Source organism: Mesorhizobium sp. CO1-1-11 (assembly GCF_020164995.1).
In the GTDB taxonomy this organism is placed as follows: Bacteria; Pseudomonadota; Alphaproteobacteria; order Rhizobiales; family Rhizobiaceae; genus Mesorhizobium; species Mesorhizobium australicum.
The window spans coordinates 168751-183071 of sequence record NZ_JAIUHE010000009.1 but is presented as its reverse complement, the minus strand read 5'-3'; the positions used below and the strand labels follow the sequence as shown (position 1 = coordinate 183071).

General features: G+C 63.6%; 12 protein-coding genes. 7 read left to right on the top strand and 5 right to left on the bottom strand.

The genetic code is table 11. The annotated features are described in order from the left end of the window. Nucleotides 1-92 precede the first annotated feature (92 nt). The 3 genes from blaOXA (at nucleotide 93) to LB554_RS12825 (ending at nucleotide 4057) form a co-directional block, all read left to right on the top strand. Complete coding sequence (gene blaOXA / locus LB554_RS12835) at nucleotides 93-911, top strand: class D beta-lactamase (RefSeq protein ID WP_224584860.1); 819 nt, start codon at nucleotides 93-95, stop codon at nucleotides 909-911. Nucleotides 912-1055: 144 nt separating this feature from the next. Then, nucleotides 1056-3032, top strand: coding sequence for a threonine--tRNA ligase (gene thrS, locus LB554_RS12830; RefSeq protein ID WP_224584858.1), 1977 nt, complete (start codon nucleotides 1056-1058; stop codon nucleotides 3030-3032). An 86-nt stretch (nucleotides 3033-3118) separates the two neighbouring features. Then, entirely contained in the window at nucleotides 3119-4057 is a 939-nt protein-coding gene (locus LB554_RS12825) for a lysophospholipid acyltransferase family protein (protein WP_224584856.1), read from the top strand. 3 nt (nucleotides 4058-4060) lie between these two features. On the opposite strand, the gene LB554_RS12820 is transcribed toward LB554_RS12825, so the two are convergent. Continuing rightward, nucleotides 4061-5023 carry a hypothetical protein gene (locus LB554_RS12820; protein ID WP_140616135.1) on the bottom strand — a complete coding sequence of 321 codons (963 nt, stop codon included), beginning with the start codon at nucleotides 5021-5023 and terminating at the stop codon, nucleotides 4061-4063. A 155-nt stretch (nucleotides 5024-5178) separates the two neighbouring features. Between LB554_RS12820 and LB554_RS12815 the strand changes: the two genes are divergently transcribed. Together LB554_RS12815 and LB554_RS12810 are read left to right on the top strand one after the other, a co-directional pair. After that, nucleotides 5179-5763 carry a nitroreductase gene (locus tag LB554_RS12815; RefSeq protein WP_140821885.1) on the top strand — a complete coding sequence of 195 codons (585 nt, stop codon included), beginning with the start codon at nucleotides 5179-5181 and terminating at the stop codon, nucleotides 5761-5763. Then, nucleotides 5764-6372, top strand: coding sequence for a flavin reductase family protein (locus LB554_RS12810; protein WP_140821883.1), 609 nt, complete (start codon nucleotides 5764-5766; stop codon nucleotides 6370-6372). Nucleotides 6373-6375: 3 nt separating this feature from the next. Here LB554_RS12810 and LB554_RS12805 read toward each other — a convergent pair whose 3' ends face one another. Together LB554_RS12805 and LB554_RS12800 are read right to left on the bottom strand one after the other, a co-directional pair. Then, a complete protein-coding gene (locus LB554_RS12805) occupies nucleotides 6376-7257 on the bottom strand; it encodes an HpcH/HpaI aldolase/citrate lyase family protein (protein ID WP_140821881.1) in 882 nt (293 codons plus the stop codon). Beyond that, complete coding sequence (locus LB554_RS12800) at nucleotides 7257-7709, bottom strand: MaoC family dehydratase (RefSeq protein ID WP_140791008.1); 453 nt, start codon at nucleotides 7707-7709, stop codon at nucleotides 7257-7259. Before LB554_RS12800 ends, LB554_RS12805 begins: the two co-directional genes overlap by 1 nt. 152 nt (nucleotides 7710-7861) lie before the next feature. Between LB554_RS12800 and LB554_RS12795 the strand changes: the two genes are divergently transcribed. Beyond that, the gene (locus LB554_RS12795; protein ID WP_140616143.1) at nucleotides 7862-8986 is read left to right on the top strand and encodes a DUF2336 domain-containing protein; all 1125 of its coding nucleotides are present in this window, start codon (nucleotides 7862-7864) and stop codon (nucleotides 8984-8986) included. On the opposite strand, the gene LB554_RS12790 is transcribed toward LB554_RS12795, so the two are convergent. Together LB554_RS12790 and parE are read right to left on the bottom strand one after the other, a co-directional pair. Then, entirely contained in the window at nucleotides 8983-11052 is a 2070-nt protein-coding gene (locus LB554_RS12790) for an FUSC family protein (protein ID WP_224584855.1), read from the bottom strand. The two genes, LB554_RS12795 and LB554_RS12790, sit on opposite strands and share 4 nt — an antisense overlap. 44 nt (nucleotides 11053-11096) lie before the next feature. After that, nucleotides 11097-13154: a DNA topoisomerase IV subunit B gene (parE, locus tag LB554_RS12785; protein ID WP_140616147.1), complete on the bottom strand. Its 2058-nt coding sequence runs from the start codon at nucleotides 13152-13154 to the stop codon at nucleotides 11097-11099. 238 nt (nucleotides 13155-13392) lie between these two features. Between parE and cpaB the strand changes: the two genes are divergently transcribed. Continuing rightward, nucleotides 13393-14319 (top strand): Flp pilus assembly protein CpaB, encoded by a 927-nt coding sequence (gene cpaB, locus LB554_RS12780; protein WP_318013204.1) that lies wholly within the window; start codon nucleotides 13393-13395, stop codon nucleotides 14317-14319. Nucleotides 14320-14321: the final 2 nt, after the last annotated feature.

Here is a 14321-nt window from a genome sequence, read left to right as displayed (position 1 = left end):
AAGCCTGCACAACAACTGCGCATTTGAGACAAAATCGAGACAAGAGACCCCGCTAAGCCCGCTCGCGAACCCCCTTCTGGAGCGAGCAGAAAATGCGCAATGTCGATCGTCTTCCCTTTATCATGGCTGGTGTCCTGTTCCTGCTCGCCTGGCTGCTGGGATTTCCGATGCGCGCGCAATCGGCGCCGCTCGCGGACGTGCAGTGCACGCTGATCGCCGATGTCCAGAGCGGCAAGACGCTTTACCAGGACGGTACCTGCGACCAGCGCTTCAGCCCAGCCTCCACGTTCAAGGTGCCGCTTTCGCTGATCGGCTACGACGCGGGCATCCTTGCCGATGAACATACCCCGGCATGGGACTACAAGCCCGAGTTCAACGCGGTGAAACGCGACCAGAAAACCGTCGATCCGACGATCTGGGAACGTGATTCCATCATCTGGTTCTCGCGCGAGATCACCCGCAGGCTCGGACCTCAGAAATTTGCCGGCTATGTATCGAAGTTCAACTATGGCAATGGTGACGTTTCCGGCAATCCTGGCAGGGATGACGGGCTCACCGATTCCTGGGTTAACTCCTCGCTTAAGATCACGCCAGTCGAACAGGTTGCCTTCCTGCGGCAACTGCTCGCCGGCACAATGCCGGTGTCGGCCAAGGCGCATGAAATGACACGCGCCATCATGCCGAACTTCAAGGCTGGGGACTGGGCCGTTCAGGGCAAGACCGGCACGACCAGGCTGGGCGCGGGCGGCAAGGACAAGCGCTCGCTCGGATGGTTTGTCGGCTGGGCTGGGAAAGACGGCCGCCAGATCGTGTTCGCCCGGCTCGTCGTCGATACGAAACGCACCGACATGCCGAAGGGGTTGGCGACACGGGCCGCGTTCCTGAAGGACCTGCCACAGCTGATTAAGTGAGCCGGGCTTTACGGCGGCGGCATCTGCTCATAAAAGACTGCCGCCGCCGGACGCATCCGGCACCCTGGCAGGTCGCAGCCCCGAACCGCTGATGATCTGCATTTACCACCCGCGCTCGTTTGCGGGACTGGATAGGAGATACATATGCTGAAGTCCGTTTCCCTGACATTTCCCGATGGCTCCGTCCGCGACTACGATGCGGCGATGACCGGTGCGGGTCTCGCCGAATCGATCTCGAAGTCGCTGGCCAAGAAGGCCGTCGCCTACGCCATTGACGGCACCGTGCGCGACCTCAGCGACCCGCTCGGCAAGTCCGGCAAGGTCGAGGTCATCACCCGCGACGATGCGCGCGCTCTTGAGCTTATCCGCCACGACACCGCGCACGTGCTGGCGGAGGCCGTGCAGGAGCTGTGGCCGGGAACGCAGGTGACCATCGGACCAGTGATCGAGAACGGATTCTATTACGACTTTGCCCGCAACGAGCCGTTCACCCCAGACGATTTCCCGGTGATCGAGAAGAAAATGCGCGAGATCATCGCGCGCAACAAGCCGTTCACCAAGGAGGTCTGGTCGCGCGACAAGGCAAAAAAGGTCTTTGCCGACAAGGGCGAGCGCTACAAGCTCGAACTGATCGATGCCATTCCCGAGGACCAGGATCTCAAGATCTATGCGCAGGGCGACTGGTTCGATCTCTGCCGCGGTCCGCACATGGCCTCGACCGGCCAGATCGGCAACGCCTTCAAGCTGATGAAGGTGGCCGGCGCCTATTGGCGCGGCGATTCCAACAATCCGATGCTGACGCGCATCTACGGCACGGCCTGGGCCGACCAGGCGCAGCTCGAAGCCTACCAAACGATGCTGGAAGAGGCCGAGAAGCGCGACCACCGCAAGCTCGGCCGCGAAATGGACCTTTTCCATTTCCAGGAAGAGGGGCCGGGCGTGGTCTTCTGGCACGCCAAGGGCTGGAAGATGTTCCAGAACCTGGTCAACTACATGCGGCGCCGGCTTGACGAGCAGGGCTACCAGGAGGTCAACGCCCCGCAGGTGCTCGACAAGAGCCTGTGGGAGACGTCAGGCCACTGGGGCTGGTACCGCGACGCCATGTTCAAGGTGACGGTCGCCGGCGATGAAACCGACGATGACCGCATCTTTGCGCTGAAGCCGATGAACTGCCCGGGCCACGTGCAGATTTTCAAGCATGGGCTGAAATCCTATCGCGATCTGCCGGTGAAGCTGGCGGAGTTCGGCAATGTGCATCGCTACGAGCCGTCGGGCGCGCTGCACGGGCTGATGCGCGTGCGCGGCTTCACGCAAGACGATGCGCATATCTTCTGCACCGAGGAACAGCTGGCGGCCGAGTGCCTGCGCATCAATGACCTGATCCTGTCGACCTATGCCGATTTCGGTTTCGACGAAATCAGCGTCAAACTGTCGACGCGGCCCGAAAAGCGCGTCGGCACGGACGAGGCCTGGGATCATGCCGAGGCGATCATGGGCGGCGTGCTGGAGACGATCAGGACAAGGTCCGGCAATCGGATCAAGACCTCGATCAATCCGGGCGAGGGCGCCTTCTACGGGCCGAAGTTCGAATATGTGTTGAAGGATGCCATCGGCCGCGAATGGCAATGCGGGACGACGCAGGTCGACTTCAACCTGCCGGAGCGTTTTGGCGCCTTCTACATCGGCTCGGATTCGGAAAAGAAGCAGCCGGTCATGGTGCACCGCGCCATATGCGGTTCGATGGAGCGTTTCCTCGGCATCCTGATCGAGAACTATTCCGGCCACTTCCCGCTATGGTTCGCGCCGCTGCAGGTGGTGGTGGCGACGATCACGTCAGACGCCGACAGCTATGCGACCGAGGTCGTGGCAAAGCTGAAGGCCGCCGGGCTGTTGGCGGAAGCCGATCTGCGCAACGAGAAGATCAACTACAAGGTCCGTGAGCACAGCCTGGCCAAGGTGCCGGTCATCCTCGTCTGCGGCAAGCGCGAGGCGGAGGAGCAGACGGTCAACATCCGCCGGCTCGGCTCGCGCGATCAGGAATCGCTTGGTCTTGCCGAAGCAATCGAACGGCTGACCGAAGAAGCGATCACGCCTGATCGCCGACGCAAGCGCGCTGCTTGAATCGGAGTGTTTTTCGATCGAATGGCGGTGGAGCGATCCACCGCCATTTTCATATCCCTGTCACGGCAACGTTGTAACGAGCCCCTATGCTCAAGCTGAAATCGCGCGAACGACCGTTCCCAGAGCTTTCCTACGCCAATCCGCACCAGCCGGCGCTGGCGCGCTGGTTCATCCATTCGGTCGAAGGCCTGTCGGGCCGCGATCGCTTTGCCGCGCTTTATGATTTCTGGCGCCGCCAGGTGGTGCCGACGGGCGAGCGTGTGTTCAGCCGCATGCTGGACCTCATCGACGTGGGCGTGCGAATTCCCGACCAATGGCCGCCCGCGCAATTGCCCGACACGCCACTGGTGATCGTCGCCAACCATCCCTTCGGCATCGGCGACGGCATTGCCGTGCTATCGCTGGCAGAGCAACTCGGCCGGCCTTTCCGGGTGATGATCCACAAGGACCTGCTCAGGATCCGCGAGATGGAGCCCTATTCGCTGCCGATCGACTTTTCCGAGACCAAGGACGCGGTGAAGAACAACATGGCGGTGCGCCATGAGGCGGTCCGGCTGCTCAGGGAAGGTGTCACCATTGTGGTGTTTCCGGCCGGCGGTGTCGCCACTGCGCCCAAGGGTTTTGGCCGCGCGCGCGACCTGCCGTGGAAGATGTTTCCGGCCCGTCTCGTCCAAGAGGCCAAGGCATCGGTCATCCCCATGCATTTCTCCGGCCAGAACGGCAGGCTTTTCCATCTGGTCAGCGGGCCGATGAACATGGCCGAGCGCGAGGGGCGGGTGGCCAAATTCGTCGGCAAGGCCTCGCTGACCTTGCGCACCTCGCTGCTCATTCGTGAATTCGCGCGGCTGTCCGGCAGGGCGATCGACGTGCGCGTCGGCAACGTGCTGAGCTGGAGCGAACTGGAGCCGCTGCGCGATCGCAAAACGTTGCTCGACCGTCTCTATCGCGGTGTATTCGATCTGGCGCCGAGCCTGCCGCGCCGTCGCATTCCGTTCCTCCCGGCGCGAACCAAGCTCGCCGCCTGAAGGCTAATCGGCGCCTTCCTCGGGATCCATCGCCGCTGCTTCGGTGGCGAGAACCTCGATTTCCTGGTTCTGCCCGCCAACGACCGTGAAATCCTTCTGGTAGATGCGGTCGCGGTTCTTGGCGATGATGGTGTAGTCGCCTTCGGCCAGCACCATCGAGGCGAAGGCGCCGACGGTTTCCTTGATCGGATCGCCGGATTCGTTGAGCAGCGACCACGAGGTGTCGGCAATCGCTTCGCCGCCCGTCTCGCGTACCAGCTTCATGGTGATTTCAGCGGCGTGATGCTCGACGGTGGCTTCCGTCAGCTTGCCCGCCTCGACGCGGATGTCGGATCGGATGACGGCGTTGACCGCGCCGTAAGTCGAGACGACATGATAGATGCCGGCATTGAGCCGCACGACGCTGTTGGGTTCGACATCGGGAATGATCAGCGCGCGGTCGCCATTGGCCTCGGCGGTGCCCTCATAGATCGAAAAGCGCAGTTTCTTCGGCGGTATGCGCACGCCGCCGGACAGAACCGCGTCCAGCTTCAGGCCGCCGGCATCGAGCACGAGGCTTTCTCGCTTGGCTTCCTTGCCGACGGTGATGCGCTTGGTGGCGCCGGCGCGGCCATAGGAAGCGTGGACCAGGTAACTGCCGGGCTCGAGCTGGAAGACGGCGCTGCCGCCATGGGAGGAGGCGACCATCGGCAATTTGCCGTTCACCGCTTCGGGCTTGAAGACACGCCAGACGAGTCCACGGGTGATGTCGGTGCCCTTGTCGGTCAACTGGGCCGAGAGCGTGATGGCGCCACCGCCGCCAAGCGCCAGCGGGGTCTCGCTCTTCGGCGTTGCATAGCTCGAAATTCCGGGAAGTTTCAGGTCGCCGACGCCGTCCTTTTCCTGCGCGACAGCCATGGAGACCGGCAGCAGGAACAGCGCGGCGCAGAGCCGAACCAGGAAAAGACGCAGTCGCCCCTCAAACATGCCTTGCGTTGAAGCCCATGGCGGTGGCAATTTCAAGGCTTAAGAGTCCGATCCGGGACTCTTCAGCCCGGCGTTTGCGCGCCTTTGCCCGAGCCGCCCGAATTCCCGATGGTGCGCTTCAGCTCAAAACAGAGTGTTTCAGGAGACTTGCGCCCATGGCGTCGCCGATCATCGACTTTCTATTGACCCGAAATTCAGCGCCGATACCCGACCTCAGGGAACCGGCGCCCAGCGACGCCGATATCGCCACGATGATCACCGCCGCCACACGCGTGCCCGACCATGGACGGCTCGAACCCTGGCGCTTCATCCTTTATCGCGGCGAAGCCCGCATCGAGATCGGCAAAAAACTAGCGGCCTTGGCCGAACAGCGCGAGGGGCCGTTGCCGGAAGGCCGTCGCAACCAGGAACTGGCGCGGTTCTCGCGCGCGCCGCTGGTGATCGGTGTCGTATCCATTCCGAGGGAGAACCCAAAAATCCCGCAATGGGAGATGTTCCTGTCCGGAGGCATGGCGGCGATGAACCTGATGATCGCGGCCACTGCGCTGGGCTACGGCACGAACATGATCAGCAACTGGTATTCCGACGTGCCGGAGGGCAGGGCGATTCTCGGACTGGCGCCGCAGGAGCGCGTCGTCGGTTTCGTCCATATCGGCTCCTACGCCGGTCCGGCGCCGGAGCGGCCACGGCCCGATCCGGCCAAGCTCTACACCGATTACGCCGGACCTTGGGCGGGCTGAATGTTCTACGAGCCGTCCAAGGGGCATGGCCTGCCGCACGATCCTTCGAAGGCGATCGTCGCGCCGCGCCCGATCGGCTGGATATCGACGCTGAACCAGGCCGGCGAGTTCAATCTGGCGCCATACTCCTTCTTCAACGCCTTTTCGACGCGACCTTTCATTGTCTGGTTTTCCTCGGAGGGTGAGAAGGACAGCGCCTCGTTTGCCCAGGAAACCGGCGAGTTCGTCGCCAATCTGGTCAGCCGCGATCTTGCGGACAAGATGAACTACACATCCGTCGACGCACCGCGTGGCGTCAACGAGTTCATCTATGCCGATCTCGCCATGGCGCCCTCGCGTCTCGTCAAGCCGCCGCGCGTGGCGGCTGCACCAGCGGCGCTCGAATGCCGGGTGACGGAAGTGTTTCGCCCGAAGGCGCTGGACGGATCACCGACGAGTGCCTTTGTCGTCGCCGGTGAGGTGATCGGCGTTCACATCGACGATGCTTTCCTGAAAGACGGCCTGTTCGACATCACCAAGGCCGGCAATGTCGCGCGTCTCGGTTACATGGATTACGCCAGCGTCGACGAGGTCTTTTCGATGCGGCGGCCACGCTGGGGCAAGGAGTAGCCGTCAGGCGGATATCCCGGCCGCTTTCGCGCGGGCCAGAAGGCGTTCGGCCAGCCGCAGATGCGGACGGTCGAACATCTTGCCGTCGATGCCGACGACGCCCGGATTTCCGGCCGCATCGAAGGCCGCCACGATAGCCGCCGATTGTCTCACCGCCTCGGCAGAGGGCGTGAAGGCGGTGTTGATGACGGGCACCTGATCGGGGTGGATCGCCATTTTGCCGGTGAAACCGTCACGCTCGGCGTCGGCACATTCCGCGGCGAAGGCCGCCATGTCGCGAAAGCCGGGAAATACGGTGTCGATCGCGGCGACTTCCGCGGCTCCGGCCGCGAGAATGGTCGTCAGGCGGGCGTGACGGAAGAGATCGGTGTAGCGGCCGTGCTCGTCGCGGGCAGAGCGTGCGCCGATCGCCGCCGACAGATCTTCCGCACCCCAGGTGAGACCGGCGAGCCGTGCGCTTGTCCCTGCATAGGTGGCGGCTGCGAGCACGCCCGCCGGAGTTTCGGTGATGATCGGCAGGATTTTTATCGACCCGTCGGGCAGGCCGTTTTCGGCTTCCCAAACCCTGAGCTTGGCCGCGAGCTGCTGCACATCCTGGCCGCTGTTCGATTTAGGCAGCATGATGCCGTCCGGCCTTGCCGGAACGAGCTTGGCAAGATCATCGTCCGTCATTCCGGTCGAGAGGTCGTTGACCCTGATATAAAGCGCCGAGTTGGTTTGCCCCCTGCGTTCGAGGATAAAGCGCGCCGCGATCTCGCGCGCCCGCGCCTTGTTCTGCGGCGCCACGGAGTCCTCGAGATCGACGATGACCACGTCGGCGCCGGCGCCAAATCCCTTCTCCAGCTTCCGTTCGGAATCGCCTGGAACGAACAGCAGCGAGCGCATCAGTCTGCCTTCTTCAGCATCATCGCTTGCCTGATGCATTTCGCGACCAGATCGCCATGCTGGTTGTAGGCGCGGTGCTCGAATTCGACAATGCCGCGATCGGGCTTCGACCTGGATTCGCGCACCGAGACGACAGATGTTTCGACGCGGATGGTGTCGCCGTGGAAGACCGGGTGAGGAAACACGGTTTCCTTCATGCCCAGATTGGCGACCGTCGTGCCGACGGTGATGTCGTTGACCGAAATGCCGATCATCAGGCCGAGCGTGAACAGCGAGTTGACCAGCGGCTTGCCCCATTCGCTCCTGGCGGCGAAGTCGAAGTCGATATGCAGCGGCTGCGGGTTCAGCGTCATCACCGAAAACAGCATGTTGTCGCTCTCGGTCACAGTCTTGCGCAGCGTGTGCTGGAAGACATGGCCGACGACAAACTCCTCCAGATATAGCCCAGCCATCTTCCGCCTCCTGCGCTGTCTGACGGTTGATAGGCGCTGCTTCAGGCGCTCGCAAGCCAGTTAATGAACATGGTGAACCGTTCGTAAACCATTTCTGCCTACCCTTCTCACGGGGCCGGAAACCTTCCGGCATGGGGCGTAAGCAGACGGGCATGGTGGTTGTTTCGCATTTCCTGAAATGGATCTACACGGCCAGGGTTTCGGAGCGCGCCGCCGCCGCTCATGCGCTGGCCCGAGCCTATGTCAATTGCGAATTGCCGTTCGAGGATCGCTGCGCCGCCGAGGCCGCGCTGACGCTGCTGCTCGACGACGCCTCGTCGAAAGTGCGGCTGGCGATGGCGGAAGCGTTCTCGATGAGCCATCACGCACCGTTGCAGATCATCAGTGCGCTTGCCGCCGACCAGCCGGAGGTCGCCGGGGTCGTGCTGGCGCGCTCGCCGCTGCTCACCGACGCCGACCTGATCAACCGCGTGGCGGCGAGCCAGAAGGCAACGCAGAAGCTGATCGCCGACCGGCCTTCCGTCTCGATGGCGCTTTCGGCGGCCATCGCCGAGGTCGGCGAGGCGGAGGCCTGCGCCGTGCTTTTGGCCAATAGCGGCGCCGACATCGCGTCACTCAGCTTCAGGCGCATGGCGCAACGCCACGGGCATCTGCCTCTGGTGCGCGAGGCGCTGATATCGGATATCAGGCTGCCTGCCGATTGCCGGCATATGCTGCTCGTCAAGCTCGGCGAGACATTGAAGACATCGCCGCTGGTCATGGCATTGATGGGAGCCGCGCGTGCCGACCGGGTCATGCGCGATGCTTGCGTCAAGGCCTCGGTGACGCTGATCGAGGGCACGCGCCAAGAAGAGCACGCGGCGCTGATCGAGCATCTCAGGCTGCGCGGCGATCTGACCGCGAGCTTCCTGATCCGCACCATCGCGCACGGCAAGGTCGATTTCTTCGGCTCGGCGCTGGTGGCGCTTAGCCAGCAGTCCGAACCACGGGTGAGGGCGCTGCTGGCCGGCGGGCACGACGTGGCCCTGCAGGCGCTGTTCCGTAGTGCCGGCATGGCTGCCGCCACGCATGCCGTCATCCTGCGCGCCCTGAAGATCTGGCGCGAGGTCGCCAACGGCAAGCGCGTCGCCGGCGTGCAGGAAGTCAGTTGGCTGATGCTCAAGGAATTGGGCGGGCAATCCGCCGAAGGCGATCTTGCCGCATTGATCAAATCGATCCACCTAGACGCCCTGCGTGAGAACGCACGCGGCCATGCACTGGCGATCGCCGCTGCCTAGGTTTTCTCCCTTGCGAAGAAATCCGGGAAATCTTCCATCGCCGCGGCGATGATGCGCAGGGACGCCGCGATCTGCAGCATGTCGCCGGTGGCGTTTCGCTGGGCGATGCCTGCCGCATACTGCCGGGCGACGGCAATGGTCGCTGTTTGCGGATCCCCAGGGGCTCGGAAAAGCAGCTCGCGCGCCAGTCCCCTCAGGAAGGTGGCGATTGAAAGCGTCGTTTCCGATGGGAGGGAATGGTTTTGGCTGGCCGTGCGCAGCCGCAGGATTTCCAGGCCGACCGTGACGGAAGCGACGCCGCCGCCCAGCACCGCCTCGCCCTTCCTGCCGGAATTCTGCACCAGCGGCATCAACTGATTGACCCGGTCGTAAGCGAGGCTCTCGAAGGCTGAGCGCCTCGGCACGCGCTCATGCAGGCAAAGCCGCGCCAGATCCTCCCGCATGGCCCGCACGATGCGGTCGGCCGCGAGCCATGGATCGGCCGGCAATACGACGATGAAGACGCCGATGGCCAAGAGGATGCCGACCAGGATCGATGCCGAGCCGGCGAAGAAGGGGCCGGGATCATAGGTCATCGCCTGATGTGGGCTGAGGAAGGCCAGGAAGTTGATGGCGAAGGCCGTCGCCACGCCGACATGGCGCGGATTGGCCATGGCGAGTGCCGCCGGCACCATGATGGGCACGACGAACAGCATGAACCAGCCGAAGCCGGGCAGAGCAGGGAGCGCAACCTGCCCGACGAGAAAGGCAAAAGGCAAAGCGAGCAGCGTTCCCTTGAAGAATCCCCAGGATACTTGCACGGGGTCGGGGCGAGCGGCAAACAGGCTCGACACGACGGCAACGAGGATGACGGTGCCGGCCGCCTCCGACCACTTCGTCGTCAGCCAGAAAGCCGCCACCAGCAGCGTGGCAACGGCCGCGCGGATGGCGTTGCGCGCAGCACCGGGATAGTCGCGATGCACCACCAGGGCCGGCTGCTGGCTGCCGGGACCTGGACGGCGCGTGACCGGCGCGCGCAAGGCATCGAGGCCACGCAGCACCTGTTTCAGCGCCTCGGCGAAATCGGCCGCTATGGTAAGGCGGGTAATGGTGCCGACCCTGTCCTCACCCGGCTCGATCGAGGCGTCGGGCATTTGCCTGGCCCTGATCGAGATCGCGTCGAGCCGCGCCACCCAGGATGAGGTATCGTCCAGCGCTCCCGGCTTGGCTGCCAGTTCGCTGACAAGGGCCTGCAGTTCCGAGCGCACCGGGATGAGGGCGGCGTTTTTGGGAGCGGCATGCGAATAGAGCGCGCGCGCCGCCGAAAGTGCCGAAAGCAGTTGTCCGATGGTGCGCCGCACCGGATGCGCGCGCGGCGCGAAGCTCGGCGCTTCGAGCCTGGCATAGGCGCGCATCTCGCCAAGCGTCTGGGTATCGGCGACAAGCTTCCGGTGCAGGCCGATCAGCGTTGCCCGGTCGCCGCCTGAAAACGCACCGCCGGCATAGGTGGCGAGGTCGAGAATGCAGCGTTTCAGCCGCGAGACGATGGCGTCGCTGGCCAGTTTTGGCAGGATCAGTCGGCTGGTCAGGCCGGCGCAGACGATGCCGAGCACGATCTCGGCACAACGCGCGACCGCGAGGTCTACGACCAGATGCGGTTGTCCGAAAGCGGGCAGGCCGATGATCATTGCGGTGTAGCCTGCAAGAGCCGCGCCGTAGGCTTCGGGATTGCGCAGCAGCGACGAGACGAAGGTGCAAATGCCAATCCAGACAGCAAGCACCGTCACCAGAATCCAGGGGCCGGTGCCGAATGCCGTGGTGATGCCAATTGCCGCGACACCGCCGGCCAGCGTGCCGAGCAGGCGGTAGAAGCCTTTCGCCAGGACCATACCGGCAACCGGCTGGGCGACGATGAACACCGTCATCATCGCCCATTGCGGATGGTCGAGCTTCAGCGCGTAAGCGGCCAGCAATGCGATCATGCCGGCCAAAACGGTGCGCAGCGCGAAAATCCAGTCCGAGCGTGTCGGTTGCGTCAGCCCGGCCAGGCTCGTCTCGAAATAGGTTTTCAGCCGCGCCCAGGTCACATGCTGGTCTCCATGTCAGGAACGCAAGCTAAACGCGCCAGCGGCTAGATATCCAGCACTTCCGTCTCGGCGAATTCGGCGCGTTCCTGGATGAAGCGGAAGCGGGCTTCGGGTTTGGTGCCCATCAGCTCGTCGACCCTGTCCTTGGTGGCGGAATCGACTTCGTTCACATCGACCCTGAGCAAGGTGCGCTTCCTTGGATCCATGGTGGTTTCCTTGAGCTGCGCGGCCATCATTTCGCCCAGGCCCTTGAAGCGGCCAAGCTCGACCTTGCCGCGCCCCGTGAATTCGGTGCGCAGAAGCTCGTCCTTGTGGGCGTCGTCGCGGGCATAGGCGACCTTGCCGCCTTGCCTGATCGAGTAAAGCGGCGGCACCGCCAGATAGAGATGGCCGCCGCGCACCAGCGCCGGCATCTCCTGGTAGAAGAAGGTGATCAGCAGCGAAGCGATGTGTGCGCCGTCGACGTCGGCGTCGGTCATGATGATGACGCGGTCGTAGCGCAAATCCTCGTCACGGTATTTTGACCGCGTGCCGCAGCCGAGCGCCTGGATCAAGTCCGATATCTGCTGGTTGGCGGCCAGCTTGTCATTGCCGGCGCTGGCGACGTTGAGGATTTTTCCGCGCAGCGGCAAGACGGCCTGGCTGGCACGATCGCGCGCCTGCTTGGCCGAGCCGCCGGCGGAATCGCCTTCGACGATGAAGAGTTCGGCACCCGCCGCCGCGTTCTGCGTGCAGTCGGCGAGCTTGCCCGGCAAGCGCAGCTTGCGCACCGCGCTCTTGCGCGACACTTCCTTTTCCTGGCGGCGGCGCACCCGTTCGTCGGCGCGCGCGATCACCCAGTCGAGCAGCTTCGAGGCTTCCTGCGGATTATCGGCCAGCCAATGGTCGAACGGGTCGCGGATCGCGGTCTCGACGATGCGTATCGCTTCGATCGTCGCCAGCCTGTCCTTGGTCTGGCCGACGAATTCCGGCTCGCGGATGAACACCGACAGCATGCCGGCGGCCGAGATCATGACGTCTTCCGAGGTGACGATCGAGGCGCGCTTGTTGCCGACGAGGTCGGCATAGGCGCGCAGGCCGCGCGTCAGCACGTTTCGGAAGCCGGCTTCGTGGGTGCCGCCTTCACCGGTCGGGATGGTGTTGCAGTAGGAATTGATGAAGCCGTCGCCACCGAACCAGGTCACCGCCCATTCGAGCGAGCCATGGCCGCCTTGCTTGTCGCTCTTGCCGGCGAAGATTTCGCGCGTCACCTGGAATTCATCGCCGAGCGACGCCTTCAGATAATCCTTGAGGCCGCCTGGGAAATGGAATTCCGCCTTGGCCGGTGTCTGATCCTTTTCCTTGATGAGGGAGGGATCGCAGGTCCAGCGGATCTCGACGCCGCCAAACAGGTAAGCCTTCGAACGCGTCATGCGGTAGAGACGCGCCGGCTCGAAGGCGGCGCCCTTGCCGAAAATCTGCTCGTCGGGGTGGAAGCGGATTTTTGTGCCGCGCCGGTTGTGGACTTCGCCGAGCTGCTCCAGTCCGGTCACCGGGACGCCGCGCGAAAAGCGCTGGCGATAAAGCTGGCGCCCACGTGCCACCTCGACCTCGAGATGATCCGACAGGGCGTTGACGACGGAGACGCCAACGCCGTGCAGGCCGCCGGATGTTTCGTAGACCTTGGAGTCGAACTTGCCGCCCGAATGCAGCGTCGTCATGATGACTTCGAGCGCCGGCTTCTTGAATTTTGGGTGCATGTCGACCGGAATGCCGCGGCCATTGTCGGTAACCGTGAGATGGCCGTCGGCGGAGAGTTCGACATCGATGAAGGTGGCGTGGCCGGCAACCGCTTCGTCCATCGAATTGTCGATGACCTCGGCGAACAGATGGTGCATCGCCTTGTCGTCGGTGCCGCCAATATACATGCCTGGCCGGCGGCGCACCGGCTCAAGGCCCTCAAGCACCTCGATGTCGGCGGCGCTGTAGCCCTCGCTGCCATCCTTGGTTGCGGCTGGACGCCTGGCGGCCGCCTGTACCAGCGGATCCGCCGGGCGCGCCGGCGTGCGAACCGGCTGCGGCTGTTTTTCCAGATTGCCGAAAAGATCGTTGTTGTCGTCCATGCCTGCCATAGAGTCCAAGCTGCGAATCACCCCGTCGATACTGCCACGCTTTTCAGCGCCAAGCGACGGAGGTTCCTGTTACGTTCGGGGATTTAACTGCTCTTACCCTAAAACCATTCGATAACCAAGCGGGCGGAAATAGGTCAAATGCCGCCGTGCAATATTCCTGATTCTTTAACAATGCCGCCTAGCGTGAGCCCAACATAACAAGAAACGACGGGCATCAGGGGTTTTCGGCGTGAGGGGCAAGGCCATAACGATGATCGGCATCGCCGCCGTTTTCGGCGCGATCTCGATCTTTGCCGCGGATTTCTGGGTCAAGAGCCAAGCGAAGGCCGATGCCCAGGAGAAAACGGCCTCGATCGCCGCTCCGGCCGCGCCCAGGATCGAGTTCAAGACCATCGTGGTGGCGAACGCGCCGTTGCGCTACGGCATGGAGCTCGACCGCGCCAAGCTCAGCGAAATCCCGTGGCCGCAGGATTCCCTTCCGCAGGGCGCCTTTGCCACCATCGATGGATTGCTCGGCGAAGGCGGTCGGGTCGCGCTGTCGCCGATCGAGATCAACGAGCCGGTGCTGCTCACCAAGCTGTCGGGACCGAACGGCCGCGCAACGCTGTCCAACATGCTGACGCCCGGAATGCGGGCGGTCACCATCCGCACCGACGAGATCGCCGGCGTCGGTGGCTTCGTGACGCCGGGCGACCGGGTCGATGTCGTGCTGACGCGCGATGCCGGCGAAATCCAGGAAGTCGCCAAGAACGCGCAAGGGGCTGCCGGTTCGACCATCACCTCGGAGATCGTCGTTGCCGACGCCAAGGTGCTCAGCGTCGGGCAGGGCGCCGACGAGCGCCAGACGACGCCGCAGGTGGCCAATTCCGTGACCCTCGAGGTGACGAGCGACGGCGCGCAGAAAGTGGCGCTTGCCCGCACCGTCGGAACGCTGTCGCTGTCGCTTCGCTCCGCCAGCGAAGGCGGCGATGGCAAGAACGGCGTCACCACCATCTCTTCCTTCGGCGGATCCGTCGCTTCCAAGACGCAGGCCGTGGCCGGCTCCTTGTTCGATGCCATAGCGAAGGAGCCGGAGAAGCCGAAATTCAAGACGATCATCGTGACGCGCGGCACGCAGGCCGAGGAATATCAGGTTCCAACGCGGGACCAGAAGTAAAG